General features: G+C 67.3%; 22 protein-coding genes. 14 read left to right on the forward strand and 8 right to left on the reverse strand.

What is annotated here, in order from left to right; translation table 11 throughout:
• Positions 1 to 4 precede the first annotated feature (4 nt).
• Positions 5 to 571, reverse strand: coding sequence for a winged helix-turn-helix transcriptional regulator (locus FAZ98_RS25740; RefSeq protein WP_407672122.1), 567 nt, complete (start codon positions 569 to 571; stop codon positions 5 to 7).
• A gap of 262 nt (positions 572 to 833) precedes the next feature.
• Here FAZ98_RS25740 and FAZ98_RS25745 point away from each other — a divergent pair, with 262 nt between their 5' ends.
• The 5 genes from FAZ98_RS25745 (at position 834) to FAZ98_RS25765 (ending at position 8,920) form a co-directional block, all read left to right on the forward strand.
• A complete protein-coding gene (locus tag FAZ98_RS25745) occupies positions 834 to 2,084 on the forward strand; it encodes an efflux RND transporter periplasmic adaptor subunit (protein ID WP_158955343.1) in 1,251 nt (416 codons plus the stop codon).
• Positions 2,081 to 5,272, forward strand: coding sequence for an efflux RND transporter permease subunit (locus tag FAZ98_RS25750; RefSeq protein ID WP_158955345.1), 3,192 nt, complete (start codon positions 2,081 to 2,083; stop codon positions 5,270 to 5,272). The genes FAZ98_RS25745 and FAZ98_RS25750 overlap by 4 nt, the downstream gene beginning before the upstream one ends.
• Complete coding sequence (locus tag FAZ98_RS25755) at positions 5,269 to 6,783, forward strand: efflux transporter outer membrane subunit (RefSeq protein WP_158955347.1); 1,515 nt, start codon at positions 5,269 to 5,271, stop codon at positions 6,781 to 6,783. The genes FAZ98_RS25750 and FAZ98_RS25755 overlap by 4 nt, the downstream gene beginning before the upstream one ends.
• 76 nt (positions 6,784 to 6,859) lie before the next feature.
• Positions 6,860 to 8,035, forward strand: a complete 1,176-nt coding sequence (locus FAZ98_RS25760) for an MFS transporter (RefSeq protein ID WP_158955350.1) — start codon at positions 6,860 to 6,862, stop codon at positions 8,033 to 8,035.
• A 60-nt stretch (positions 8,036 to 8,095) separates the two neighbouring features.
• The gene (locus FAZ98_RS25765) at positions 8,096 to 8,920 is read left to right on the forward strand and encodes an isocitrate lyase/PEP mutase family protein (protein ID WP_158955352.1); all 825 of its coding nucleotides are present in this window, start codon (positions 8,096 to 8,098) and stop codon (positions 8,918 to 8,920) included.
• 81 nt (positions 8,921 to 9,001) lie between these two features.
• Here the strand turns inward: FAZ98_RS25765 and FAZ98_RS25770 are convergent, their stop codons facing one another.
• On the reverse strand, positions 9,002 to 9,916 hold the full coding sequence (locus FAZ98_RS25770; RefSeq protein ID WP_158955354.1) for a LysR family transcriptional regulator: 915 nt from the start codon (positions 9,914 to 9,916) through the stop codon (positions 9,002 to 9,004).
• A gap of 104 nt (positions 9,917 to 10,020) precedes the next feature.
• On the opposite strand from FAZ98_RS25770, the gene FAZ98_RS25775 reads away from it, so the two are divergent.
• Genes FAZ98_RS25775 through aroE form a run of 5 tightly spaced genes read left to right on the forward strand, consistent with a single transcriptional unit; the run spans position 10,021 to position 13,893 of the window.
• Positions 10,021 to 10,980 carry a ketopantoate reductase family protein gene (locus FAZ98_RS25775; protein ID WP_158955356.1) on the forward strand — a complete coding sequence of 320 codons (960 nt, stop codon included), beginning with the start codon at positions 10,021 to 10,023 and terminating at the stop codon, positions 10,978 to 10,980.
• Positions 10,977 to 11,369: a VOC family protein gene (locus tag FAZ98_RS25780; protein WP_158955358.1), complete on the forward strand. Its 393-nt coding sequence runs from the start codon at positions 10,977 to 10,979 to the stop codon at positions 11,367 to 11,369. Before FAZ98_RS25775 ends, FAZ98_RS25780 begins: the two co-directional genes overlap by 4 nt.
• Position 11,370: 1 nt before the next feature.
• On the forward strand, positions 11,371 to 11,841 hold the full coding sequence (locus FAZ98_RS25785) for a MaoC family dehydratase (RefSeq protein WP_158955360.1): 471 nt from the start codon (positions 11,371 to 11,373) through the stop codon (positions 11,839 to 11,841).
• On the forward strand, positions 11,838 to 13,052 hold the full coding sequence (locus tag FAZ98_RS25790) for a CaiB/BaiF CoA transferase family protein (protein ID WP_158955362.1): 1,215 nt from the start codon (positions 11,838 to 11,840) through the stop codon (positions 13,050 to 13,052). Before FAZ98_RS25785 ends, FAZ98_RS25790 begins: the two co-directional genes overlap by 4 nt.
• A 7-nt stretch (positions 13,053 to 13,059) precedes the next feature.
• Positions 13,060 to 13,893: a shikimate dehydrogenase gene (gene aroE, locus FAZ98_RS25795; protein ID WP_158955364.1), complete on the forward strand. Its 834-nt coding sequence runs from the start codon at positions 13,060 to 13,062 to the stop codon at positions 13,891 to 13,893.
• A 5-nt stretch (positions 13,894 to 13,898) separates the two neighbouring features.
• Here aroE and FAZ98_RS25800 read toward each other — a convergent pair whose 3' ends face one another.
• Complete coding sequence (locus FAZ98_RS25800) at positions 13,899 to 14,474, reverse strand: dihydrofolate reductase family protein (RefSeq protein ID WP_158955366.1); 576 nt, start codon at positions 14,472 to 14,474, stop codon at positions 13,899 to 13,901.
• Positions 14,475 to 14,762: 288 nt separating this feature from the next.
• Here FAZ98_RS25800 and bfr point away from each other — a divergent pair, with 288 nt between their 5' ends.
• Entirely contained in the window at positions 14,763 to 15,239 is a 477-nt protein-coding gene (bfr, locus tag FAZ98_RS25805; protein WP_158955369.1) for a bacterioferritin, read from the forward strand.
• A 57-nt stretch (positions 15,240 to 15,296) separates the two neighbouring features.
• Here bfr and FAZ98_RS25810 read toward each other — a convergent pair whose 3' ends face one another.
• Together FAZ98_RS25810 and FAZ98_RS25815 are read right to left on the reverse strand one after the other, a co-directional pair.
• The gene (locus FAZ98_RS25810; RefSeq protein WP_158955371.1) at positions 15,297 to 16,043 is read right to left on the reverse strand and encodes a glucose 1-dehydrogenase; all 747 of its coding nucleotides are present in this window, start codon (positions 16,041 to 16,043) and stop codon (positions 15,297 to 15,299) included.
• A 181-nt stretch (positions 16,044 to 16,224) separates the two neighbouring features.
• On the reverse strand, positions 16,225 to 17,235 hold the full coding sequence (locus tag FAZ98_RS25815) for a zinc-dependent alcohol dehydrogenase family protein (protein ID WP_158955373.1): 1,011 nt from the start codon (positions 17,233 to 17,235) through the stop codon (positions 16,225 to 16,227).
• A 94-nt stretch (positions 17,236 to 17,329) separates the two neighbouring features.
• Here FAZ98_RS25815 and FAZ98_RS25820 point away from each other — a divergent pair, with 94 nt between their 5' ends.
• From FAZ98_RS25820 to FAZ98_RS25830, 3 genes are all read left to right on the forward strand, one after another.
• Positions 17,330 to 18,241, forward strand: a complete 912-nt coding sequence (locus FAZ98_RS25820; RefSeq protein WP_158955375.1) for a LysR family transcriptional regulator — start codon at positions 17,330 to 17,332, stop codon at positions 18,239 to 18,241.
• 103 nt (positions 18,242 to 18,344) lie between these two features.
• Positions 18,345 to 19,646 (forward strand): ABC transporter substrate-binding protein, encoded by a 1,302-nt coding sequence (locus FAZ98_RS25825; protein WP_158955377.1) that lies wholly within the window; start codon positions 18,345 to 18,347, stop codon positions 19,644 to 19,646.
• Positions 19,643 to 22,582, forward strand: a complete 2,940-nt coding sequence (locus tag FAZ98_RS25830) for a bifunctional diguanylate cyclase/phosphodiesterase (RefSeq protein WP_158955379.1) — start codon at positions 19,643 to 19,645, stop codon at positions 22,580 to 22,582. Before FAZ98_RS25825 ends, FAZ98_RS25830 begins: the two co-directional genes overlap by 4 nt.
• Before the next feature lie 24 nt (positions 22,583 to 22,606).
• On the opposite strand, the gene FAZ98_RS25835 is transcribed toward FAZ98_RS25830, so the two are convergent.
• Genes FAZ98_RS25835 through FAZ98_RS25845 form a run of 3 tightly spaced genes read right to left on the reverse strand, consistent with a single transcriptional unit; the run spans position 22,607 to position 25,406 of the window.
• The gene (locus FAZ98_RS25835; RefSeq protein WP_158955381.1) at positions 22,607 to 23,626 is read right to left on the reverse strand and encodes a FecCD family ABC transporter permease; all 1,020 of its coding nucleotides are present in this window, start codon (positions 23,624 to 23,626) and stop codon (positions 22,607 to 22,609) included.
• Positions 23,623 to 24,606 (reverse strand): ABC transporter substrate-binding protein, encoded by a 984-nt coding sequence (locus FAZ98_RS25840; RefSeq protein ID WP_158955384.1) that lies wholly within the window; start codon positions 24,604 to 24,606, stop codon positions 23,623 to 23,625. Before FAZ98_RS25840 ends, FAZ98_RS25835 begins: the two co-directional genes overlap by 4 nt.
• Positions 24,603 to 25,406, reverse strand: a complete 804-nt coding sequence (locus tag FAZ98_RS25845; protein WP_158955386.1) for an ABC transporter ATP-binding protein — start codon at positions 25,404 to 25,406, stop codon at positions 24,603 to 24,605. Before FAZ98_RS25845 ends, FAZ98_RS25840 begins: the two co-directional genes overlap by 4 nt.
• Between the last annotated feature and the right edge of the window lie 18 nt (positions 25,407 to 25,424).

Here is a 25,424-nt window from a genome sequence, read left to right on the forward strand (position 1 = left end):
ATCTTCACGATTCGTGGCCCGAGTCGACTGACTCGCCCGACCCCTCCAACCCGTCCAACTCGCCGAGCACGCGCTCGTTGCGATTCTCGATCACGCTGCGCGTTTTTTTCGTCGCGCCGGGACCGGCCGCGAAACGCACGTCCTGATATGTGAGCGGCTGGCCGTTCGTGGCGCGCACCTCCACCGTCTGCACGGGCTGGCCGCTCGCGTGGTCCACGAGCTGGATATGCGGCTTGCCGTTCGGCGCGAGCCACTTGTCGCCCCATTGCATGAGCGCGACCAGCACCGGGTAGAGATCCACGCCTTTTTCCGTCAGCCGGTAACCAAACGTGTTCGCGCGTTCCGCGATCGGGAAGCGCTCGAGTATTTCCAGCTCGATCAAGCGTTCGAGCCGGGCCGTGAGGATATTGCGGGCGATGCCGAGTCCGCTCTGGAACTCGTCGAAGCGCCGGCTGCCCTGCGTACATTCGCGGACGATCAGCAGCGTCCACCACTCGCCAACCTCGTCGAGGGCGCGAGCGATCGAGCAATCCATTCCATCGAAGCGTTTTCTGTACATGATGAAGCGCATCTTAGCGCAAGTTTCATCATGCAACTTAACCGGTTTGTGGGGAGCAGCTTCCCGGTTTCGTCCCGTAGCGTGACGCAACTGTGTTCCCTATAGTTGCGTCACGAAACTCAAGCGGCGGTGGTCCCGGCGTGGTCTTACCGGTCCGCTGCCCTCTCCAGGTTTAGCGCGCCGCCGGCATCGTCGGCGGCAAAGCAGGATCACCCCACGGGCGAGCCGCGACTTATCTGCTCACGGATCGCCTGTCCCTATCGTTAGGAATGCGATGAATACTCCAGCCGAAGAAGTCGCGCTCGAAGTGCCGACCGCCGAGCGTCCCGTTCCGCCTCGACCCGTTCGCTGGGTCGGCAAAGGCGTGGCCGCCGTGGTCGTGGTCGCCGTGGCGGCAACCGCGTTTCATCTGCACCGTTCGGGCGCGACGGCCGTGGTCACGCCGCCGCCGCCCTCGGTGGCCGTGAGCACGCCGTTGCAACGCAATATTGAAGGACGGCTCGGCTTTCTCGGCCAGTTCTCGCCCGTGAATCGCGTGGAATTGCGCGCGCAAGTGGGCGGCACGCTCACGCAGATCCACTTCAAGGACGGCGATGTCGTGCACAAGGGCGATCTGCTGTTCGAGATCGATCCCGAGCCGTATCAGATCAAACTGAGCGAGGCGACGGCCGCGCTCGAAGCGGCCAATGCGCGCCTCGCGCTCGCCACGCGCGAACTCTCGCGGGCCCAGGAACTGCAACGCTCCGAAGCGGGCACGGTCGAGAACGTCGATCAGAAGGTGGCCGAGCAACGCGCGGCGCAAGCCGCCGTCGACAGCGCCAATGCGCTGGTGCGCGACGCGCGCTTCGACCTGGATCGCTGCCGGATCGTGGCGCCGTTCACCGGCCGGATCGGTACGCATCTCGTTTCCACCGGCAATCTGGTCTCGGGCAGCCGCGCGGGCAGCGGCCCGACCACGCTGCTCGCCACGCTCGTGTCGCTCGACCCGATCTATCTCGACTTCGACATCAGCGAAAACGACTACGCGGCGTTTCAACGTTCGCGCGACAACCGCGGTGGACCGCTCGCGGACGCGGTGGCCGTCTCGCCCACCGGCGACAGCGGCTTCTCGCGCAGCGGCACGCTCAATTTCATCGACAACACCCTGGACCGTTCGAGCGGCACGATTCACGCGCGCGCCACGATCCCGAACGCCGATCTCGCGCTGACGCCCGGCGGTTTCGCGCGCATCCGGCTCGCCACGACCGCGCCGCAACCCGCCTTGCTCGTCCCCGACGCAGCCGTGCTCGAGGATCAGACCGATCACATGGTGTACGTGGTCGGGCAAGACGACGTCGTCACCCCGCGCAAGGTGGAGGTGGGCGATCTGCGCGGCGGTCTGCGCGTCATCAAGTCCGGGCTGGCGCCGAGCGATCGCATCGTGATCGACGGCATTCCGGCTGTGCATCCCGGCGCGAAGATTGCCCCGCACGCCGGCGTTATCCCGTTCTCGCCGGCACAAGGCGACGCAGGAGCGAAGTCATGAAACTCACGCACTTCTTTATCGAGCATCCGCGCTTTGCCGCCGTGCTGAATATTTTCGCGGTGCTCGTCGGTCTCGCGACCATGCTGTCGTTGCCCGTGGCGCAGTATCCGAACATCGTGCCCACGACCATCCAGATCACGACGTCGTATCCGGGCGCCTCGGCGGACACCATCGCGCGCACGGTCGCCACGCCCATCGAGCAGTCGGTCAACGGCGTCGAAAACATGGACTACATTTCGAGCCAGTCCACCAGCAATGGCCAGTTGACGATCACGGTCATCTTCAAGGTGGGCACCGACCCGAACGCGGCGCTGCTGCTCACGCGCAGCCGCGTGGAAGACACGCTCTCGCGCCTGCCCGTGGAAGTGCAGGCGCAGGGCGTGCAGGTGAAAAAGACCATCCAGGCGCTGCTGCTCGGCGTGCACGTGTATTCGCCCGACGGCTCGCGCAGCCCTGAATATCTGTCGAATTACATGCTCAAGGTGCGCGACCAGATCGCGCGCTTGCCGGGCGTGTCGGACTTTCAATTGTTCGGCGAGCGGCAGTACGCCATGCGCATCTGGATCGATCCGGACAAGGCGGCGTCGTACCGCATCAGCGCGAGCGAGATTCTCGCCGCGTTGCGCGCGCAGAACGCCGCCGTCTCGGCGGGCGTGCTCAATCAGCCGCCGGTCTCGCACAACGGCACGGGCGCGTATCAGATCAACGTGGATGCGCTGGGCCGTCTTTCCACGCCCGAGCAGTTCGGCGACGTGGTGGTGAAGTCGGACGCGCAAGGGCGGGTCACGCGCATTCGCGACATTGGCCGCGTGGAACTGGGCTCGGTGGACTACGGCTCGAAGGCGTACGCCGACCGCTACGCGTCCACGCCGTGGTTCGTGATCGCCACGCCCGACGCGAACGTGGTGAAGGTCGAGCATGAGGTGTGGGACAAGATGGCCGAGCTGAAGAAGAGTTTTCCGTCCGGCGTCGACTACATCAAGATCTACGACCCCACCACCTTCGTTTCGCAGTCGATCCACGAGGTGGCCAAGACCATCTTCATCGCGGTGCTGCTCGTTGTGGGCGTGGTGTATCTGTTCCTGCAGAACTGGCGCGCAACCCTCATTCCGGTGGTGGCGATTCCCGTGTCGCTGGTGGGCACCTTCACGATCCTCTCGTTGTTCGGCGCGTCGATCAACAATCTCTCGTTGTTCGGGCTCGTGCTCGCGGTGGGGATCGTGGTGGACGACGCGATCGTGGTGGTCGAGAACGTCGAGCGCAACATGGCGCTTGGCATGTCGCCGCGCGAGGCTGCGCATCGCACGATGGACGAAGTGTCGACGGCCATCATCGCCATCGCGCTCACGCTGTGCGCCGTGTTCGGGCCCACCGCGTTGATGTCAGGCATCTCGGGTCTGTTCTTCAAGCAATTCGCGATCACGATCGCGGCGTCCACGGTCATCTCGTGCTTCGTCTCGCTCACGCTGAGCCCGGCGCTGTGCGCGGTGCTGCTCAAGCCGCATTCCGCCGATAAGGCCCACGGCGGTGCGACCGCGCTCGGCCGCCTGCACGACGCCGTGTTCGGCCGCTTCAACACCTCGTTCGACTGGCTCTCCTCGCGCTACGGCAAGATGACGGGCCGCGCGGTGCGCGCCACGACCGTGATGCTGGTCGTCTACGCCGGTTTGATCGCCGCCACGGGCGTGCAGATGTCGAGAATGCCCACGGGCTTCATCCCCGATCAGGACATCGGTTATCAAGCCGTGATCGCGTTCCTGCCGCCGGGCGCGAGCCTCGAGCGCACCGACAAGGTGATTCGCGAAATCAACGACATCGTGCTCACCACGCCGGGTATGCAAGGCGTGACGCACACCTCGCCCGTGGCCGGTTTCGACGTGACGACGGGCACCATCGCGCCGAACGTGGGCACGCTGTTCTACGGCTTGCCTTCGCTGTACGGCAAGCACGTGCCGGGCGTGAATGCGGCGTCGATGCTGGTCGAACTGCGCAAGCGCGTGGCCACGGTCAAGGACGCCGTGGTCGTGGTGGTGAATCCGCCGCCCGTGCAGGGCCTGGGCGCGGCGGGCGGTTTCAAGCTGATGCTCGAAGACCGCGCCGGACTCGGTCCGCAGGCGCTCGCCGACGCGGCCCACACGCTCGTGGCGGCGGCCAACAAGGACAAGGTGTTCGGCGGCGTCTTCACGCTGTACAACGCGGGCGCGCCCTCGGTCTATGCCGACGTGGATCGCCTCAAGGCGGAGAAGATCGGCCTCACGCCCACCGACGTGTTTTCGACCATGGAGCTGTATCTCGGCTCGCAGTACGTGAACGACTTCAACTTCATGGGCCGCACCTACCAGGTGCGCGTGCAGGGCGACGAAGCGTTCCGCCGCACGCCGGAAGATATTGGCCGCCTCAAGGTGCGCAACGCCACGGGCGACATGGTGCCGATCAGCAGCGTGGCGACGTTCGAGAACACCACGCAGCCGTATCGCGTGCCGCGCTACAACATGTACCCCGCCGCCGAGATCATGGGCGCGGCCGGTCCCGGCTACTCCTCGGGCGAAGCCATCGCGCATATGGAGCAGCTTGCCGCGCAGGTGCTGCCGAACGGCATTGCGTACGAATGGACCGACCTCGCGCATCAGCAGAAGGGGCAGACCATGTCGCCGCTCGTGATCTTCGCGGCGTCCGCGCTGTTCGTGTTCCTCGTGCTCGCCGCGCAGTACGAAAGCTGGAAGACGCCGCTCGCCATCGTGCTGATCGTGCCGATGTGTCTGCTCGCGGCGGCCATTGGCCTGAACCTGCGCGGCATGCCGATCGACATCCTCGCGCAGATCGGGTTCGTGGTGCTCGTGGGGCTGGCTGCGAAGAACGCCATTCTGATCGTCGAATTCGCGAAGCAACGTCAGGAGGAAGACGGCGTGAGCGCCGAGGACGCGGCCACGCATGCGGCGCACGTGCGGCTGCGCCCGATCCTGATGACGTCGTTTGCCTTCATCGCGGGCGTGGCGCCGCTCGCCATCGCCAGCGGCGCGGGCTCGGAAATGCGGCAGTCGCTCGGCACCACGGTGTTCTTCGGCATGCTCGGCGTGACGCTCTTCGGGCTCGCGTTCACGCCGGCGCTCTACGCCTTCGTGCGCAAGCTCGGCCTCAAGGACGCGCCCGCGTTGCCCCGCAAACTCAGCAGTGGAGAAGCGAAATGAATGCCTTTCTCGCCAGAACCGCGAAGGCCGTCGCGGGTGGCCTGTTCGTGAGCGCCTTTCTTGCGGCGTGCGCCGTGGGGCCGAACTACGAAAAGCCCGCCATGCCGATGACGTCGTTCCACAACGCGCAGCGCGTGGCCGAGCGGCAAACCGCGCTGCCGGCGCCGAGCCTGGACAACTGGTGGACCGGCTTCGACGATCCCGAGCTGGTCAAGGTGGTGCAGCGCGCGCTCGATCAGAACCTGGGCATTCAGGCGGCAATCGCCCGCGTGACGCAATCGCGGGCGGCGGCGCAAGCGGCGGGCGCGCAGTTGCTGCCCACGGTCGACGCCAATGCGTCGTACACGGCGGAGCATCAGAGCCAGCAGAGTCCGCTCGGCACGCTCGCGAGCGCGTTTCCCAACTACAGCCGCGATCAGAAGGACTACGTGGCGGGCGCTTCGGCGAGTTGGGAGATCGACCTCGCGGGCGGCTTGCGCCGTGCGCACGCGCAGGCCACCGACGAAGAACAGGCCGCCGAGGCCGCGCAGATGGGCACGCGCGTCACGGTGGCCGCCGATGCCGCCGACGCCTACCTGCAGATTCGCGGCTTGCAGGCGCAACTGGCCGTGACCGCGGACCAGGTCGAAACCGACGCGCATCTGCTGCAACTCGTGCAGGCGCGCAAGCAGGCGGGCGCGGCCGACGAGCGCGAGGTCGCGCAAGCCGAGGCGCTGCTGCGCCATGCGCGCGCGAGCCAGCCGGATCTGCGCGTGGCGCTCGAAGCGCAACTGAACCGGCTCGACGTGCTGATGGGCGCGCAGCCCGGCACCTACGCGGCCGAACTCGGCGCGCACGCGGGCGCGATTCCCGCGGTGCCCGCCATCGGCAGCGGCGATCAACCGCTCGACGTGCTGCGGCGCCGCCCCGACATCATCGCGGCGGAGCGGCATCTCGCGGCGTCCAACGAAGCGATCGGCGTGGCCATCGCCGACTACTACCCGAAGATTTCGCTCGCGGGCGCGCTGGGCTTCGACAGTATCAGCGGCAGTCACTTCCTGAGCGCGAAATCGTTCCAGCCGGTCGGGACCGGCGCGCTGCAATGGCGTCTGTTCGATTTCGGCAAGGTGGATGCCGAGGTCAAGAACGCGCGCGGGTCCTATGCCGAAGCGCTGGCGCAATACCGCGAGGCGGCGCTCAAGGCCACCGAAGACGTGGAGGACGCGTTCATGGCGCTCTCGCAAACGGAGCTGCGCGCCCAGGAACTCCAGCAGGAAGTGGCGGCGTTGACGAAGGCGCGCGAGCTCTCGGAGAAGGCGTATCGCGCGGGTTCGATCACGCTGACCGACGTGCTCGACGCCGACCGGCAACAGCTCGACGCGCGCGACGCGCTCGACGCCACGCGCGCCGACGCGGCCCGGGCCGCCGTGCGGACCTTCCGCGCGCTCGGCGGCGGCTGGGCGGCGCCGCAGCAGCAGGTCGCGCAGACCTCGCCGGTTTCCGGGGAACAGCTTCCCGGTTCCGCCCGGTAGTGCGAGGCCGGCGGCGCTTCTATAGTTTCGTCACGCAACTCAACTCGTTCATTGCCATTTTTCTGGAGCCGCCGACATGGATCGCCGCCTTCTCTCACTCTCTCTCGGCATGTTCGCGCTGGGCACGGACAGTTTCGTGTTCGCGGGCATCCTGCCGGAAATCGCGCACTCGTTTCACGTCGGCATCGGCGCGGCCGGTCAGCTGATCAGCGTGTATGCGCTGAGCTATGCGCTGCTCGGCCCGACGCTCGCCGCGCTCGCCGCCAATGTCGAACGCAAACGTCTCCTGCTGAGCGGCATTGGCCTGTTCGTGCTCGCCAATCTCGGCACCCTGGTCGCGCCGAATCTGGCTATCGCACTCGCCACGCGCGCGCTGGCGGGCCTCGGCGCCGCGATGTTCTCGCCCACGGCCAGCGGCACCGCCGCGGCACTCGTCGCGCCCGAACGCCGCGGCTACGCGCTTTCCATCATCGTGGCGGGGCTCACCACCGCCACCGCGCTCGGCTCGCCCATCGGCGCCGTGATCGGCGGTCTGGCGGGCTGGCACTGGACGCTCGTGCTGGTCGCCGCGCTCGGTGCGGCCGCGTTCGCGGGCATTCTCGCGTTCATGCCGCACGTGCCGCTGCCGCCCGCGATCTCGCTGCGCCAGCGCCTCTCGCCGCTCACGGATTCGCGCGTGGGGCTCACGCTCGCGACCACGGTGCTCGCGCAGGTCGGCACCTTCATCATCTTCAGCTACTTCTCCGTGGTGTTCGACCGCGCGACGGGGCACAACGCGCTGGTGCTGGGCGGCCTGCTGGTGTTGTGGGGTCTGGCGGGCACGTTCTCGAACCTGCTGACGGGCCGGGTGCTGGACCGCATCGGTTCGCACAAGGTCGTGATCATCAAGCTGAGCCTCGTGGCGCTCGTGCTCGTGACCTTGCCGCTCACGAGCGCGCACCTCTGGAGCGCGGCACTCGCGGTAACCCTCTGGGGCGCGTGTGCGTGGGGCGTGCTGGTGCCGCAGCAGTTCCGTCTCGCGAGTCTCAATCCGCCGATGACCGCCGTGCTGGTCGGCTTGAATACCTCGGCGACCTACGTGGGCGTCTCGATTGCCGGCACGCTCGGCGCGGCGATGATTCCTGTCGTCGGCAGTCACAACCTGGGGTATCTCTCCGCCATACCCGTCGTGATCGCGATCATGGTGTCGCAACTCGCGACGCGCCGCATCGCTGCGTTTGCACGAAGCGGCAAAAGCGCGCTAGCGGCCTGAATGGCGCCATCGCTTCGCATGCTCCCTTTCATCATTCGTTCCAGTTACGAGGAAACCGTCATGTCCAACGTCAACGCATCGGCGAGCGCATTTCGCCAGTTGCACCACAACGCCACGCCGCTCCGTTTGCCGAACGCCTGGGACGCGGGCAGCGCGCGTCTGATCGAGGCGCAGGGCGCGCCCGCCATCGCCACCACCAGCGCGGGGTTCGCGTGGGCGCTGGGCTATCCCGACGGCCGCGTGCTGCCCGTGGAGGAGGTTGTCGCTTCGGTGCGGCGCATCGCGCGCGTGCTGAAGGTGCCGCTTTCCGTCGATGTCGAAAACGGTTATGCCGACGACCCGAAGCAGGTCGCGGAGCACGTGATGCGGCTCGTGGACCTCGGCATCGCCGGGATCAATATCGAAGACGGCCCCGACGAAGCCTCGCTGCTCGCCGCGAAGATCGAGGCGATCAAGAACGCCGTGGCGAAAGCGGGCGCGGATCTCTTCGTCAACGCGCGCACCGACGTCTTTCTCGCGAGTCTCGTGGAGCCGGCGCGGCAGCCGCAGGAGGCGATCGCGCGCGGCAACGTGTATGCGCAGGCGGGAGCCGACGGCGTGTTCGTGCCCGCGCTGATGAATCCTTCGGATATCGAAACGATCGTGGCGGCCACGCGGCTGCCGCTGAACGTCATGGCGCTGCCGGGTCTCGCCGATGCCGCCACGCTTGGGCAGCTCGGCGTGCGCCGGTTGAGCGCGGGCAGCGGGATCACGCAGGTCGTGCTCGGCCGGGTCAAGGCGATGGCGCAGGACTTTCTCGCGAACGGCCGCTCCGGGACGCTCGCCGAGCAGCCGTTGCCGTACGCCGAAATGCAGCGTTTGTTCGAGGTCACGGGCGCGGAGTGAGCCCGAGGAGGGCTCGCGCTGGCGAGGCGTTGCACGATCATGGCCTGAACGTTGGCGCGGACTTCGGCCTGCGCGTGGGCCCTACGCGCCGCCCGCCGAAGCCCCGAACAACCGCGCCACCACCGAGCGCAGCCAGCGGTTGCCCGCCTCGTGGTGATAGCGCGCGTGCCAATGCTGTTTCACCGCGAAACCGTCCACCGGCAGCGGGCACGCATGCACGGCGAGGTCGCTGGCTTGCGCCAGGGTTTCGCCGATATGGCGCGGCAGCGTCGTGATCAGGTCGGTGGTCTGCACGATCGCGCCGAGCCCCAGAAAGCCGGGCAATTCGAGCGCGATGCGCCGCTCGATCCGCTCGCGCAGGAGCGCCTGTTCGAGCAGCGCCGTGCCGGTTCCCGCGGTAATCGCCACGTGCCCTTCGCTGCGGTACGCCTTGAGGCTCAAGCGCTTGCGTATGCGCGGATGATGCCGGTTCGCGAGACACACCCAGTCCTGCGCGTAAAGCTGCTGCTGATAGATGCCGCCGCTCAGCCACGGCACGTAGCCGATCGCGAGATCGGCCTCGCCCGATTCGAGCGCGCGTTCCGTATTGCCGTCGATACGCGCGGCCTCGAGCCGCACGCCGGGCGCCTGCGCGCGCACATGGGCGAGCAGGCGCGGCAACAGCGTCACATGGCTCGCGTCGGTCATGCAGATGCGAAAGCGCCGCTGCGCCGTGGCCGGATCGAAGGCGATCTCCCAGGCCGCGAAGCGCCGCAGCGATTCGAGAATTTCGCGGCACGGGCCGATCAGCGCATCGGCTTGCGGCGTGGGCGCCATGCCGCCCGGCGTGCGGATAAAGAGCGGATCGTGCAGATGCTCGCGCAGCCGCGCGAGCCAGATGCTGATGGTGGGCTGGCTCTGTTCGAGTTGCTCCGCCACGCGCGTGACGTTGCGCGTGTCGTAGAGCAGGTCGAACAGTTGCAGCAGCTTGAGGTCGGGCAGCTCGGTCGGGGTCATCGTTCTTCGCCATCATTGCGTGAGGCAATGACGCCATTGTAACCATTGCATTGCGACATCGCGCGGCGGCTCTTATCGTGACGTCACACGTTAAGGAGACGCTCTTGAAAATTGCCATTCTGGGTGCCGGCGCGCTGGGCTGCGCGATCGGCGCGACACTCACCGAAGGCGGCCACGAGACCTGGTTGATCGACCGCTCGCCCGCGCATGTGGAGGCGATGCGAACGCAGGGCTTGCGCGTGGACGACGCGCGCGGTACGCGCCGGGTTCCGGTTCGCGCGACCACGGAGCCGGGCGAGGCGGGCGTGGCCGACGTCGTGATCGTGCTCGTCAAGTCGTTTCATACTGAGGCGGCCATGCGCGGCGCGCTGGCGCTGGCGGGCCCCGAAACCGTGGTGCTCTCGCTGCAAAACGGTCTCGGTCACGAAGACATTCTCGCGGATGTCGTGGGCCGCGAACGCGTGCTTGCGGGCAAGACCTACGTGGGCGGCGTGCTGCGCGGCGCGGGCCATATCGAGTCCGGCGTGGTGGGCAAGCCCACTATCGTCGGCGAACTGGACGGGCGCGTGACGGAACGCGCGCGTCGGATCGCCGAAGCGTTCAGCGGCGCAGGCCTGGCCACGCAAGTGAGCGACAACATCGTCGGCACCATGTGGGACAAGCTGCTCGTGAACGTCGCCACGGGCGCGCTCACCGGCATTACCTCGTTGACCTACGGCCAGCTTTACGACGAACCGTTGCTCAAGGCCGCCTCGCTCGCGGCCGTGGCCGAAGCGATCGCCGCCGCCCAGGCCGCGGGCGTGACGCTCTCGATGACCGATCCCGAGCAGGCGTGGACGCTGGCGGCGCAAGGCCTGCCCGCCGCCTTCAAGACCTCGATGCTGCAAAGCCTCGAAAAAGGCTCCATCACCGAAATCGACTTCATCAACGGCTCGGTCGTGCGCTGGGGCGCGCGCCATGGCGTGCCCACGCCGGTGAACGCGACGCTCGTGGCCTGCATCAAGGGTCTCGAACGCGCCATGGCCGATCGCGAGCGTCACGGGCGCAGCGAGGTGCGGGCATGAGCGCGCCGCGCGCCTACCTCGAACACGTGGCCGTGTTCGTGCGCGACATCCACTGGCATATCCGCTTTTTCGAGCAGGTGTTCGGCATGACGATGCGCGAAGTGGACGGCACGCCCGAAACGCCGCGCCAGTACTGGACGCTCGGCGGCATGCAGTTCATCCACCAGCCCGGGTTCGCGGGGCCGGAAGGGCGGCTGGGCCATCTCGGCATCATGTGCGAAGACGTCGAAGCGGCGCTCGCCGCCGCGCGCCGCCACGACGTGCAGCCCATGCCGCAAGGCGCGAACTGGCTGCGTTTGCCCGATGGCCTCGCCATCGAATTCATTCAGGCGAAACCGGCGCGCTGCGTGGCGCAGGCGCTCGCCATCGACCCGCGCGCGGAGGCATGACATGACGACCACCCCGATCGTCGAGAAATACTGGGACGACGCGAGCGAAGGCGACGCCTGCGTGAGCCCGTCGTACACCGTCACGAAGGAGCGCATTCTCGCGTACGCGGATCTCACGGGCGATCACACGCCCGTGCACGTGGACGAAGACTACGCGAACGCGAGCCACTTCGGCTGCCTCGTCGCGCATGGGCTGTTCGGCCTCTCCATTGCCGACGGCCTGAAAACGCAGAGCGCGTACCGCTTTCTGCCGGGCATGTCGCTGGGCTGGAGCTGGGACTTCGTGCTGCCGATCAAGGTCAACGATGTGCTGCACGTGAAGTTTCGCGTGGGCGCGATGCGGGCGAGCCGGAGCCGTCCCGGCTGGGGCATCGTCGTGCTGCCTTCGGAACTCATCAACCAGCACGGTGAAGTGGTGCAGCGCGGCGAGCATCGCTTGATGGTGCCGCGCCGGCCGGGAGTCACGCCATGAACCAGGCTCGTCCACTCGAAGGCATGCGCGTTGTCGATTACAGCCACTTTCTCGCGGGTCCGTATGTGGGCCGCTGTCTCGCGGCGCTCGGCGCGGAAGTGATCAAGGTCGAGCGGCCGGGCAGCGGCGACGCGGGGCGCCAGCACGCGACCGTGCTCGATGCGCGCAGCAGCGGCTATTTCCTGCAGCTCAACATGGGCAAGCGCGGCGTGAGCGTCAACATGAAAGACCCGCGCGGCAAGGCGTTCATGGAGCGTCTGTGCGATTCGGCGGACGTGTTCGTGGAGAACTATCGTCCCGGTGCGCTCGACAAGCTCGGGCTCGGCTACGAGGCGCTCGCCGCGCGTAATCCGGGCCTCGTGTACTGCTCGATTTCCGCCTACGGGCACACGGGGCCGGACGCGCACCGCGCGGGTTTCGGCCTGATCGCCGAGGCGAAAAGCGGCATCATGCAGATGGTCGGCACGCCGGGCGAGCGGCCGCCGCTCCTGCGCATTTCGCTCGGCGACATGTACACGGGCATTCACGCGGTGGCGGCGATCAACGCGGCGCTGCTCGGGCGCGTGAAAAGCGGGCGCGGCCAGCATATCGACATGGCGCTGTACGACACGCTGGTTTCGATGCACGAATACGCGGTGCAGTGCTACACGCTCGCCGATGTGCTGCCCGAACAAACGGGCCACGACATGCCCGGCTCCACGTTGTATGGCGTGTTTCGAGCGACCGACGGCGATCTGGTGATCGCGGCGCAAGTGGACGATGCATGGAAACGCTTCGCCGCGCTGGTCGAAGCGCAGGGCGGGCCGCCGGGTTTCGGCGCCGACGCGCGTTTTCACGACAGCGTGGGGCGCAACACGTATCGGCGGGAGATTCTCGCGGTGGTCGAGCCGTGGGTGGCGGCACGCTCGGTAGCGCAGATTCTCGAATTGCTCGACGGCATCGACGTGCCCTGCGCGAAGGTGCAACGCATCGACGAAGTGCTCGCGGACCCGCAAATTCAGGCGCGCGGCATGATCGTCGAACAGGAGCATCCGCGTTACGGCACGCTGCGCTTGCCGAACCTGCCGTTCCGCTTTTCCGCGTGCGACACGACGATACGCGAAGTCGCGCCCGATCTCGGCCAGCACAACGCCGAAGTCGCGCAGTCGCTCGGCTTCACGCCCGCCGAGATCGACGCGATGCAAACCGACGGCGTGCTGTTCGAACAGTGAGGAGACCATGAGCGACACTTACGCCGTGATCGGCAATCCAGTCAGTCACACCAAATCGCCGCTGATTCATGGGCTGTTCGCCGAAGCCACGCGGCAGGCGCTGCGCTACACGGCGATCGAAGGGCCGCGCGAGCCCGCCGAGGCGTTCGCCGCGACCGTGCGCGAATTCATGGCGGCGGGCGGCAAGGGCATGAACATCACCGCACCGTTCAAGCTCGCCGCATTCGACATGGCCGACGAGCGCAGCGAGCGCGCCACGCTCGCGGGCGCGGCCAACGCGTTCCGGTTCGAAGGCGGCCGCATTCTCGCCGAGAACTTCGACGGCATCGGCCTGTTGCGCGACATCGAGGTGAATCTGCATGCCCCGCTCGCAGGCAAGCGCGTGCTGCTGCTCGGCGCGGGCGGCGCGGCGCGCGGCGCGTTGCTGCCGTTTCTGGGCGCGTGCCCCGCCGAACTCGTGATCGCGAATCGTCATGTCGACAAGGCGCAGAGGCTGGCGTCGCAAGTGGCTGCGCAGGGGCCGGTGCTGGCCTGCGCTTACGGCGAACTCGAGCGCCTGGGGCGCTTCGATCTGGTGGTGAACGCCACCTCCGCGAGCCTGACCGGCGACTTGCCGCCCGTGCCGCCGGGCGTGTTCAGTCCACAGGGCACGGCTTACGAACTGGCCTACGGCAAGCGCCTCACGCCGTTTCTGCGGCTCGCGCGCAATGCGGGCGTTGCCGGAGTCGCGGACGGCGTGGGCATGCTGGTGGAGCAGGCGGCTGAAGCCTTCGCATGGTGGCGCGGCGTGCGGCCGCAGACCCAGGGCGTGATCGACCGGCTGACCGTGCCGCTCGACTGAGCGCGTCAGGTTTCGAGCGGCCCCGCGCAACGATAGGTGCAAAGATTGACGCCCGTTGACGTGGTGTGGGTTTTTAGGAGTTCGAACGAACACGCCGGTGTGCCTTGCGCGAAAAAGCGCTTGCCGGCGCCCACCAGCACGGGATACACGATGAGCAGCAGTTCGTCGACGAGACCGTGTTCGAGCAAGGTCGAGGTCAATGTCGAACTGCCCCACAGGATCAGTTGCGGGCCGTCCTGCGATTTGATCCGCCGGACGCCTTCGGCAAGGTCTTCGCCCACGCAGCTGTGCGGGCCCCATTTCAGGCTTTCGGGCCGATGCGTGACCACGTACTTCGTGGCCGCATTCAGGCCGTCGGCCATCGGACCGCCTGGCGCCTTGGGCCAGTAGTCCGACCACAGATCGTAGGTACGGCGGCCGAGCAGCAAGTCGAAGTTTTCGCCATGTTCGGCGAGGACGGCGTCGCGGCCGGCGGGCGTGCGATACGGCACGGTCCAGTCGGCATAGGGAAAATCGTCTTCGCCGGTGGATTGAATCACGCCGTCGAGCGAGATGTGTTCCATGATCTTGAGCGTGCGCATGGCGTCTCCCGGAGTGTGTTGCGCGCTGTCGCCATGATGCCGTTTCAGCACGCGCGGTGCTTTTGGCGTGCTTCCGGTCTGCCGAAGCCTGACGCGTCGACTGACACGGCCGCGCGAGCTGTTCATGCCCCAATGACGCGTGTGTCGGCAACCTCGGCACGATAGGCGGAATCGCCATATTCGGCGAGACGGGAATGCTTCTGATTGACGCCTCCGTTCGCGCGGCCTCGCTTCTGAAAGCCTATGCTGATACGGTCAACCCAGTCCGCCGAAAACAAGGGAGCCGCCATGCAAGCCGATCCGAAAGTGATTCAGTACCTGAACGCGGAATTGAAGAACGAACTCACTGCCATCAATCAGTACTTTTTGCATGCGCGGCTTTACAAACATTGGGGGCTCGAAGCGCTCGGCAAGCATGAGTATGAAGAATCGATCGAGGAGATGAAGCATGCCGACAAACTCATCGAGCGCATTCTGATGCTCGACGGCTTACCGAATCTTCAGGATCTGGGCAAGCTGCTCGTGGGCGAGAGCGTGCGCGAAGCGCTCGAATGCGACCTGAAACTCGAGTACATCGCGCAGGGGCAGTGCAAGGAATCCATCGTGTATTGCGAGTCGGTGCGCGATTTCGTATCGCGTGAAATCTTCGTCGAAATTCTCGACGACACCGAAGACCATATCGACTGGCTGGAAACGCAACTCGGCCTGATCGACAAGATCGGCATCGAGAATTATCAGCAGTCGAGCATGGGATCGATTGGCTGACGCCACGACCCGGCGCGTGTCGAGCGCTCCGGATCGTGGACCGGTGATCTACCTGGCTTAACGCATGCCGCCGCTGGCGACGATATGTTCGCCGGTCAGCCAGCGCGCGTCGTCCGACGCGAGGAACACCACGGCCGCGGCAATATCGTCCGGTTGCCCGAGGCGGCCGAGCGGCGTTTGCGCGAGCGCGCTGGTTTCGAACTCGGAGCCGATCACGCCCGCGCTGTGCGCGCCTTCGGTCACGACCACCCCCGGATTGATCGCGTTCACACGAATCTTGCGCGGCCCGAGTTCGCGCGCGAGCACGCCGGTGATGGCATCGAGCGCGCCCTTGGTGCCGCTGTACACGGCGGTGGCGGGCGGCGTGAGGCTCGTCACGACCGAACTCACGTTGACGATGCTCGCGCCTTCGCCGAGATGCTTGACGGCGGCCTGGGTGGTGAACAGCACGCCGAGCACGTTGATGTCGAATTGCCGGCGATAGTGCGCCTCGGTGATTGCTTCGATCGGCGCGAATTCGTACACACCCGAGTTGTTCACGAGAATATCGAGGCGGCCATAAGTTTCGATCGCCGTATCGATGATCCCTTGCGCATCCGCGGCCTTCGAGACGTCGCCTCCCACGGCCACGGCCTTGCCGCCGGCCGCCGTGATCGCGGCCACGACCGCGTCCGCGCCCGCCTGACTGCTCGCGTAGTTGACCACCACCGCCGCGCCTTGCGCCGCGAGCGCCTTCGCGATGCCCGCGCCAATGCCCTTCGACGCGCCCGTGACCACCGCCACCTTGCCTGCCAGCTTGCTCATGATGAATCCCTCTGCGTAACTCGTGCCATGGATGGAGGCCGGCGCACCTCGGCGTGCGAAGCAGCGAACGATGCGCCGGCGTTGGGTATCAATGTAGGGGGACGCGACGCCGCGATAAAGCGGCCGCAGACGAATTGACTGGTGGCATGAGACGAACAATCGGGTTGCGCGCGGGCCGGGCTCAACCGGCCGCGATGTCGACCACCACCTTGCCGAAGTGATGCGCTTCCTGAAGATACGCATAGGCTTGCGGCGTTTCCTCGAAAGCGAAGACGCGGTCGATCACCGGTTCGATGCGCGACTGGGCGATGGCGCGCGTGACCTCGGCGAGATTGGCCGTCGAGCCCGTCTGACTGCCCACGATCTTGAGCGTCTTGAGCATGATGGCGAGCACGGGAAACGTCACGTCCATGCCGCTCACGAAGCCCAGCGTGAAAATCGTCCCGCCGATGGCCGCCACGTTGATCGAGCGCTGGAACGTGGCGGGCCCCACGGTTTCCAGCACGAGATCGGCGCCGCGCCCGCCGGTGGCCGCGAGCATGGCCTCGTCCCATGCGGGCGTGGTGCGGTAGTTGACGAGATCGTCGGCGCCCAGGGCGCGCGCGCGTTCGAGCTTGGCATCGGACGACGAGGCAATCAGCACGCGTGCGCCTGCCGCCTTCGCGAGTTGCAGCGCGAAGAGACTCACGCCGCCCGTGCCGAGCAGGGCCACGGTCGAGCCGGGCCGCACCGCGCCCGCCACGAGCCCGTTCCACGCCGTGGTCGCGGCAATCGGCAAGCTCGCGGCCTCGCGGTACGAGAGCGACGCGGGCAGACGCACGAGCGCCGTGACCGGCACGACGGCGTATTGCGCGAGCGAGCCCGGCATCGACACGCCGCGGATGCGCTTGCCGGCCTCATGCGTGTAAGGCCCGGCGGCCCAGTCGGCGAAAGTCCCGACGATCACGCGCTCGCCCACCGCCCAGCCCTCCACGCACTCGCCCAGCGCGGCGATCTCGCCCGCGCCGTCCGTGCCGGGGATGAAGCCGGGCGCAATCTCGCCGAAGCGGCCGCGCGCCACCATCAGATCGAGATAGTTGAGGCTGGCCGCGTGCAGCTTGACCAGTACTTCGCCGGCACGCGGCGCGGGTGTGGGCAGGTCGCTGCGCTGCAAACGGTAGGTCTCGCCGGCGGTCAACTGGAAGGCTTGCATGGTGTTCTCCTTCGAATGGGGTAAGACCATGCTACCGAGCCGCGCACGCTAAAATCGATCGCCAAAACACGACATTGCTGCATGGGGCGCATGAATGGACAGCCTGCAAGCGGATCAGACGACAGCCTTTCTCGCCGTGCTGGAAACCGGCAGTTTCACGGCGGCGGGGCGCATGCTGGGCCGCGACGGCTCCGTGATCTCGCGCCGGGTCGCGGCGCTCGAAGCCCGCCTCGGTATCCGGCTGCTGGAGCGCTCGACCCGGCGCGTCGCGGCCACCGAGGCGGGCGCGCGCTTCCGGGCCCGCCTCGGCGAGGCGCACGCGATCCTGCGCGCGGCGGAAGACGAGGCGCGCTCGATGGCCGAAACGCCCACGGGCCTGCTGCGCGTGAGCCTGCCTGCCGGTTTCGGGCGCCGCTGGGTGGCGCCGCATCTGCCGGAATTCCTGGCGCGCTACCCGTCGCTGGAAGTGGAGTGCAGCCTCAGCGACCGCTATGTCGACCTGATCGCCGAGCGCTACGACGTGGGCCTGCGCATCGGCAAGCTCGAGGACAGCCGGCTGGTCGCGAAGCCGCTCGCGACCATGCAGCGGCTGCTGTGCGCCTCGCCCGAGTGGGTGCGCCGCCATGGCCACGTCGCGCATCCGCGCGATCTCGCGCACCGGCCGTGCATCGGCTTCACGCCCCTCGCGAGCTGGCCGGTCTGGCACCTGCAGCGGCGCGGCGAGCATCACGCCGTGCGCGTGCACGCGCAACTCGCCACCGACGACGTCGATACCGCGATCCACGCGGCCATGCGCGGCGCGGGCATCATGCTCGGCGCCAACTGGCTGGTCGGGCGCGAACTGCATGAAGGCAAGCTCGTGCGCATCCTGCCCGCATGGACCGTGTCGGACGACGAAAAACTGAGCGTCGTGCGCGCCTCGCGCAAGAACGAGCCCGCGAAAACGCGCGCGTTCGTCGACTGGTTGAGCGAGCGGTTCCGGCAACCGCCCTGGCAAGAAGACTGACGCGCCGCGCTCCGCGCCAAACCCTCAAGCTGCCCCCGATTTCTGCCGATAAGCAGGGTGGTTTTCTGACCCCAGCTATCCCGAACCCGAAAGCGAGCGTGACGTGCGAGGACTCAAGTTTGCGGCGTTGATTGGCGGCCTGACCGGCTTGCTCTGCCTGCTCGCGCTCGGCGGCTGCGAGCCGCGCGACGCGACGCGCGCGGCTACCGCCGCCGCGCCCGTGCGCACGACCGTCACCGCGCTCGTGTGGGCGCCCGACTGGCCCGAGGAAATGCTCAAGATCGCCGCCGAGTTCGACCAGGCCAATCCGGACGTGCACGTGAACGTGCAGTTCATGATCGGCAACTCGGTGGAGGAGAACATCAAGCCGCGCGTGGCCGCGGGCACGTTGCCCGACCTCATCAGCGTGAATCCGAACGCCTACGCGGCGGAACTCGCCGACCAGGGCATTCTGGCCGACGTGCGCGGGACCACGGCGTGGAGCCAGATGCTGGAACCGCTCAAGGGCGACTGGACCAGCCGGCGCGGCAAGGGTTTCGGCATCTCGGGCGGCGTGGCCACGACGATGATCTACTACAACCGCGCGATGTTCGCGCGAGCGGGCATCAAGACGCTGCCGACCAACTTCGACGAGTTTCTCGACGTGTGCGCCCGGCTCAAGCGCGCGGGCATGATCCCCATCATGTGGAACGGCGGCTTCCCGAACATGCTCGGCAACGGGCCGTTCGCCTCGGGGTTCGCGAACAACGTGGTGGCGCGCGAGCCCGACTGGAAGCAGAAGATGGCCGACGGCACGCTGAACCTGAACACGCCGGAAGTCGCCGACATCTTCGCGCGCATCGCGCTGATTCCCGAGCGCGGCTACGTGCAGCCCGCGTTCATGACCACCGGCTACGACGAAGGCATGCGCCTCTTCAAGGACGGCCAGGCAGCGATGGCCTTCCAGGGCAGCTGGGCGGCGGGCATGATGATGCGCGGCAACCGCTTCGAGGCGGGCGTTTTCGTGCCGCCGTGGAACGCGCCGGGCCAGACGGTCGTGCCCGTGCTCGGCAGCGAAACCGGCTTCGCGGTGTGCGAGACGCCGCGCAAGGCCGCCGCCATGCGCTTCCTGGAGTTCATCGCCGGCCGGGGTTTCCCCATTCTGCAGCGCAAGCGCCACAACATTTCGCCGTTCGAGAACGGCGCGGGCACGGCCGTGAGCGACCGCGAGATCGTCGCCTATACGCAGACGCTCAGCCGCTATCCCGTCACGGCGAGCCCGTATTATTCGTCGCTGCCTTCCAACACGATCGAACTCGTGCACAACCTCATGCACGACGTGCTGCTGAAGAAGATCACGCCGCGCGAAGCCGCGAAGCGCCTCGACGAATCGGTCAAGACTGAAGCGAAGATGCATTACAAATGAACTCACTTTCCGCGTGGCTCAAACGCGCCTTCGATTACTTCTGCCAGGACCTGCTGCGGCGCGTCGAGATCCGGTATCGGCTGATCGCGGCGTTCATCGTGCTCTCGCTGCTGCCCGTGGTGATTTCGGGCTGCATTTCCTATGTGAAGTCGATTGCGGCGATCAAGGAGAACGCGCAGATCTTCTCGAAGGAAGTCGTGCGCCAGGTGTCGCGCAATGTGCAACTGCGCATGGAGCAGATCGAAACCGAGAGCAACCTGCTGGTGCTTTCCGACCGCGTGCAGGGTGCGCTCGCGCGGGTCGCGAGCGGCAACGCGCGCGAGCAGAGCGAGGCGCGCCAGGACATGACGCGCCTGCTGCTCGATCACTACGGTTCCGTCGATTTCATCAACCAGAAGTATCTGCTCGACGGCAACGACAAGATTCTCGACACGCAGGCGTTCGCGCAGCTCACGGCGGGCGTGACCACGCTCGTCGCGCGCGCCGAGGCCGCGCATGAGCGCAGCTACTGGGGCAGTTACGACGACGGTGTGGGCCAGCAGAATCTCGGCATGGTGCGCGCGATCTACGACAAGACCAACAATCGCAAGATCGGCAATCTCGTGCTGGTGGTGCGCCCCGAGTTCTTCTCGACCATCTTCAACGACGTCGCTTCGGGCAGCGGTACTGAAATCTACGTGCTCGACGCGAGCGACAACAAGCTGATCGTGGTGGCCGACAACTCGGCCGCCGCCGCGGCGGGCACGACGCCGGAACCGGGACTCGCCGACGATATCGCGCGCCACGCCGAGTCGGGCGAAGCGAGCCGCTTCGTGATGTACTCGGGCAAGCACGGCGGGCGCTATCTTGCCGCCTACTCGCGCATTCCGGGCACGACGTGGTTCGTGGTGAGCACCATCGCCGAAAAAAGCCTGACGGCCGAAGCGCAGGCCGTGCGCACGCAGATCGTGGTGATCGGCATCTCGGGCTTTTTGCTGTCGATCTTTCTGGCGTGGTTCATTTCGCACAGCATTTCCGCGCCGCTGCGCGATCTCGTGCGCCGCATGCACGCGACCGGCGGCGGCGCGGGCGCGCTCGACGACGTCGACGGCGACGAGGAAGGCGACGGCGACGAACTCGCGCGGCTCTCGCACCGCTTCGAGCGCATGCGCGCCGCCATCCGGCAGAAGATCCAGAAGATCAAGGAGATCAACGCGTCGCTCGAACAGACCGTGGTCGAGCGCACTTCGGAGCTCGTCACGCGCGAGCGCGAGGCGCGCACGCTCATCGACAATTCGCCCGACACGATCACGCGCTACGACCGCGACTTGCGGCGCACCTATGCGAACCCGGCGTTCTGTGCCTCGGCCGGTTGCGAGCTTGCCGCCTCGCTCGGCAAGCGGCCTTCGGAGTTGCCGGGCGGCCCGAACGCGCTCGTGTACGAGCGCAAGATCCAGGAAGTGATCGCCACGGGCCAGAAGACGCAGTTCGAGCTGCGCTGGACCGGCCGCGACGGCCAGGAGCAATGCACGCATATCCGCATCACGCCGGAAGTCGATCTCGCGGGGCATATCACCTCGGTGCTGGCGGTTGGGCGCGATCTGTCCGATCGCATGGCGTTCGAGGCGACCATCTGGAAGCAGGCCAATTTCGACGCGCTCACGGGCCTGCCGAATCGCCAGTTGTTCCATGACCGGCTGAACCAGGAGGCGACCCAGACGCGCCGCGCCGGCAGGCGCATGGGGCTGATGCTGATCGATCTCGACCGCTTCAAGGAAGTCAACGACTCGCTCGGCCACGACACCGGCGACGTGCTGCTGATCGAGGCGGGGCGGCGTATCAGCGAATGCGTGCGTGAAGTGGACACGGTCGCGCGGCTGGGCGGCGACGAGTTCACGGTGATCCTCCCCGACCTCGACGACATGGCGCTGGTCGAGCAGACCGCGCGCGACATCAACCGCAAGCTGACCGAGCCGTTCAAGCTCGGCACGGACGAGGCGTATATCTCCGCGAGTATCGGCGTGACGGTGTTCCCCGACGACGCCGAGGAACTCGACACGCTGTTCAAGCACGCCGACCAGGCGATGTACGCCGCGAAGAACGCGGGCCGCAACGGCTTCAGCTACTTCACGCGCGACATGCCCGTGGAAGCGGAAAAGCGCCTGCGCCTCACGAGCGACCTGCGCGCCGCGCTGCCGCGCAACCAGTTGCGCGTGCTTTACCAACCCGTGGTCGATCTCGCGACGGGCCGCGTGTGCAAGGCCGAGGCGCTGATTCGCTGGCAGCATCCCGAGCGCGGCATGGTGAGCCCGCTCGACTTCATTCCGCTCGCCGAAGACACGGGCCTGATCGTGCCGATCGGCGACTGGGTGTTCCAGCAGGCCGTGGAGCAGGCGCGGCAATGGCGCGCGCGTTACGACGCGTCGTTCCAGATCAGCGTGAACATGTCGCCGGTGCAGGTCCGGCAGGACACGCTGATGTGCGAGCGCTGGTGCGAATATCTCGACCACGCGGGCATGCCGGGCCAGGGCGTGGCGGTGGAAATCACCGAAGGGCTGCTGCTGCACGCCGAAGCGAAGATCGACGACAAACTGGTGGACTTCCGCCGCGCGGGCATCGGCATTTCCATCGACGACTTCGGCACGGGGTATTCGTCGCTGGCGTATCTGAAGCGCTTCGACATCGATTACCTCAAGATCGACCGCTCGTTCGTGCAGAACCTCAACGTCGACGAAGGCAATCAGGTGCTCTGCGAGGCGATGGTGGTGCTCGCGCACAAGCTCGGCATTCAGGTGATCGCCGAAGGCGTGGAAACCGTCGAGCAGCGCGATTTTCTCAAAGGCATCGGCTGCGATTTCGCGCAAGGGTTCTTGTATTCGACACCGGTTTCGCCGCAGTGCTTCGAGCAGCTGTTCTGGCCGGCGTATGCGGAAGAGGCGGCGGTGGACCCGGAGTGAGGGCGCGGGCGCGGTGACGCCGGTTCAGCGCGCGCCGCGCACGAGCCACACGAAAAACACGCCGCCGAACAAGCCCGTCACCACGCCGATCGGCAAGTCGTCGGGGGCGATCAGCGTGCGCGCGATCACGTCGGCCCAGATCAGCATGATCGCGCCCACGAGCGCGCAAACGGGCAGCATGCGCGCGTGGCTCGCACCGGCGAACCGCCGCGCCACGTGCGGCGCCACCAGCCCGACAAAGCCAATCGCGCCGCTCACCGCGACCATGCCCGCCGTGAGCAGCGAGCACACCACGAAGAGTTCGCGCCTTAGGCGCGCGACGTTCACGCCGAGCGTCACGGCGGCGACGTCGCCGCTCATGAGGGCGTCGAGTTCGCGCCGGCGGCCGAGCAGCAGGAGCGCGCCGATCCCGACGAGCGCCGCGGGCACGCCCAGCAGCGACCAGCGCGCGAGGCCGAGACCGCCCAGCATCCAGAACAGCACCGAAGTCGCCGAGCGCTGATCGCCGAGATACAGCAGCAGATTCGCGAGCGCCATCAGCACGAACGAAATGGCCACGCCCGCGAGCAGCAGGCGCTGCGCGTCGAACTGGCGATGCCGCGTGCCGTGCGTGCCGCACGCGATCACGAGCGCCGTGGCCGCGAGCGCGCCCGCGAACGCGCAACCGGGCAGCGTGAGCGCGCCCCATGCCGCGCCGAGCCACAGCGTGGCCGCCACGGCACCGACGCTCGCGCCCGCGCTCACGCCGAGCAGATGCGGATCGGCGAGCCGGTTCGCGGTGGCGGCTTGCAGCACCGCGCCCGCCAGGGCGAGCGCCGCGCCCACCAGCGCGCCCAGCAGCACGCGCGGCAAACGAATTTCCCAGACGATGGCGTCGTTCGTCGCGCTCGCGGGCACGCCGTCCAGCACGTGCGCGGCGATCGCGTGCAGCACGTCGCGCGCGGCGATCGGCGTCGAACCGCAGCCCACGGCCAGCACGACGGACACGGCGAGCACGGCCGCGAGCGCGGCGAGCAACGTAACCCGCGAGGCGCGCACCTTCATCGTTGCGGGGCGGCGGCGAACGCTTCGGGATGCAGGCCGCGCGCGAGCGTTTCGATGGCCTGCGCGTTCTGCACGCCGGGCGTGGCGGCGTCGTACGGCACGACCACGAAGCGCCGGTTGCGGATGGCCGCGACGTTCGCGAGCGCGGGCGAGCCGAGCAGGAACGCCGCTTTCTGCGCGGCCGTGACCGCGCCGTAATCGACGATCACGATCACTTGCGGGTCGCGCGCCACCACGCTTTCCCAACTGACCTGGGCCCAGCTTTGCGCGAGGTCGTCCATGACGTTGCGGCCGCCCGCCGCGCGAATCAGCGCGGTCGGCATGGCCAGGTCGCCCGCCGTGAAGGGCTTGTCCTCGCCGCTGTCGTAGACGAATACGCGCGGGCGTTCGTGCGTGCTGTTCAGCGCCTTCGCGACGGCGGCCACGCGCGCCTGCATCGCGGCGATCACGCTTTGCGCGCGCGCATCGACGTCGAAGATCGCGCCCAGATTGCGCAAGTCGTTGTAGACGTCGTCGAGCGAGGCGGCCGGGCGCGGCATCACGTGCGCGCACGACTCCGTGAGTTCGTACGTGGCGATACCGAACGGCGCGAGCGTCGCGGGCGTGATCGGGCCGCCCACGCGCATGCCGTAATTCCAGCCCGCGACGTAGAGATCGGCGTGCGCGGCCACCAGCGTTTCGAGCGAGGGATAACGCTGCGCGAGTTCGGGCAAGCCTTTGAGTTCGGCTGCGAGTTGCGGATTCGCGGTCTTCCAGCCGCTGATGCCGGTGTAGCCCGCCATGCGCGCGCGCACGCCGAGCGCGAGCAGCATTTCCGTGAGATTGACGTCGTTGCTCACGGCGCGCGAGGGTGCGTGCGCGAACGTCACCTGGCGGTTGCAGCTTGGCACGGTCACGGGATAGTGCGCCGCGTGGGCAGCGTGGAAAGCGGCGCTGCCGAGTATCAGCAGTAACGCGGAGAGTCGGGTCGTTTTCATCATGGCGATTCGAAAGTCGGTGCGATGAGCGTGATGCGCGGACAACCGCTGACAGGATGTCGATCCACGAGCGCCTCGACGCCATACACGCGTTCGAGCAGCGCCTCGGTGAGCACGCTTTCGGGCGTGCCATGCGCGACGATCTCGCCAGCGGCGATCACGTACAGCCGGTCGCAAAACGCGGCGGCGAGATTGAGGTCGTGGATCGTGGCGAGCGTGGCGATGCGCTGCCGCTTCACGAGCGCGAGCAGCTCGAGTTGATGGCGCGGGTCGAGATGATTGGTCGGTTCGTCGAGCATCAGCACGCGCGGCGCCTGCACGAGCGCGCGCGCGAGCAGCGCGCGTTGCCGCTCGCCGCCCGAAAGCGTCGCGAAGGGGCGCGTGCGCAAATTGGCGAGGCCGGTGTCGGCGAGCGCGCGATCGAGGCGGGCGCGGTCGTCGGGCGTCTCGCCGTCGAGCGCGCGCCGGTGCGGCGTGCGCCCCATCGCCACGACTTCTTCCACGCTGAGCCCGAAGTCGTCGGGCGCGTCCTGCAACAGCACGGCGATGCGCTGCGCGCTCCAGCGCGCCGATTGCGCCCAGACTTCGCTGCCGTCGAGCGCGATCGTGCCGCGTTGCGGCTTCGCGTAGCGAAACGCGCAGCGCAGCAGGCTCGTCTTGCCGCTGCCGTTCGGCCCGATCAGCCCGACGAACTCGCCGGGCCGCACCGCGAGCGCGATCGACCTGAGCAGGGCGCGGGCGGCGGCGCCCCCGGATGAGCCGCCCGCGGGCGACCAGGTGAGTTCGTCGATATGCAAGGACATGACGGGCTTCGCGAAGAG

This window comes from Paraburkholderia acidisoli, assembly GCF_009789675.1.
GTDB lineage: Bacteria > Pseudomonadota > Gammaproteobacteria > Burkholderiales > Burkholderiaceae > Paraburkholderia > Paraburkholderia acidisoli.

Bases quoted from the DNA above. Each gene is read 5' to 3' on its own strand.
- FAZ98_RS25740 (WP_407672122.1), bottom strand. From the start codon at position 571: ATGCGCTTCATCATGTACAGAAAACGCTTCGATGGAATGGATTGCTCG.
- FAZ98_RS25745 (WP_158955343.1), top strand. From the start codon at position 834: ATGAATACTCCAGCCGAAGAAGTCGCGCTCGAAGTGCCGACCGCCGAG.
- FAZ98_RS25750 (WP_158955345.1), top strand. From the start codon at position 2,081: ATGAAACTCACGCACTTCTTTATCGAGCATCCGCGCTTTGCCGCCGTG.
- FAZ98_RS25755 (WP_158955347.1), top strand. From the start codon at position 5,269: ATGAATGCCTTTCTCGCCAGAACCGCGAAGGCCGTCGCGGGTGGCCTG.
- FAZ98_RS25760 (WP_158955350.1), top strand. From the start codon at position 6,860: ATGGATCGCCGCCTTCTCTCACTCTCTCTCGGCATGTTCGCGCTGGGC.
- FAZ98_RS25765 (WP_158955352.1), top strand. From the start codon at position 8,096: ATGTCCAACGTCAACGCATCGGCGAGCGCATTTCGCCAGTTGCACCAC.
- FAZ98_RS25770 (WP_158955354.1), bottom strand. From the start codon at position 9,916: ATGACCCCGACCGAGCTGCCCGACCTCAAGCTGCTGCAACTGTTCGAC.
- FAZ98_RS25780 (WP_158955358.1), top strand. From the start codon at position 10,977: ATGAGCGCGCCGCGCGCCTACCTCGAACACGTGGCCGTGTTCGTGCGC.
- FAZ98_RS25785 (WP_158955360.1), top strand. From the start codon at position 11,371: ATGACGACCACCCCGATCGTCGAGAAATACTGGGACGACGCGAGCGAA.
- FAZ98_RS25790 (WP_158955362.1), top strand. From the start codon at position 11,838: ATGAACCAGGCTCGTCCACTCGAAGGCATGCGCGTTGTCGATTACAGC.
- aroE (WP_158955364.1), top strand. From the start codon at position 13,060: ATGAGCGACACTTACGCCGTGATCGGCAATCCAGTCAGTCACACCAAA.
- FAZ98_RS25800 (WP_158955366.1), bottom strand. From the start codon at position 14,474: ATGCGCACGCTCAAGATCATGGAACACATCTCGCTCGACGGCGTGATT.
- bfr (WP_158955369.1), top strand. From the start codon at position 14,763: ATGCAAGCCGATCCGAAAGTGATTCAGTACCTGAACGCGGAATTGAAG.
- FAZ98_RS25810 (WP_158955371.1), bottom strand. From the start codon at position 16,043: ATGAGCAAGCTGGCAGGCAAGGTGGCGGTGGTCACGGGCGCGTCGAAG.
- FAZ98_RS25815 (WP_158955373.1), bottom strand. From the start codon at position 17,235: ATGCAAGCCTTCCAGTTGACCGCCGGCGAGACCTACCGTTTGCAGCGC.
- FAZ98_RS25820 (WP_158955375.1), top strand. From the start codon at position 17,330: ATGGACAGCCTGCAAGCGGATCAGACGACAGCCTTTCTCGCCGTGCTG.
- FAZ98_RS25830 (WP_158955379.1), top strand. From the start codon at position 19,643: ATGAACTCACTTTCCGCGTGGCTCAAACGCGCCTTCGATTACTTCTGC.
- FAZ98_RS25835 (WP_158955381.1), bottom strand. From the start codon at position 23,626: ATGAAGGTGCGCGCCTCGCGGGTTACGTTGCTCGCCGCGCTCGCGGCC.
- FAZ98_RS25840 (WP_158955384.1), bottom strand. From the start codon at position 24,606: ATGATGAAAACGACCCGACTCTCCGCGTTACTGCTGATACTCGGCAGC.
- FAZ98_RS25845 (WP_158955386.1), bottom strand. From the start codon at position 25,406: ATGTCCTTGCATATCGACGAACTCACCTGGTCGCCCGCGGGCGGCTCA.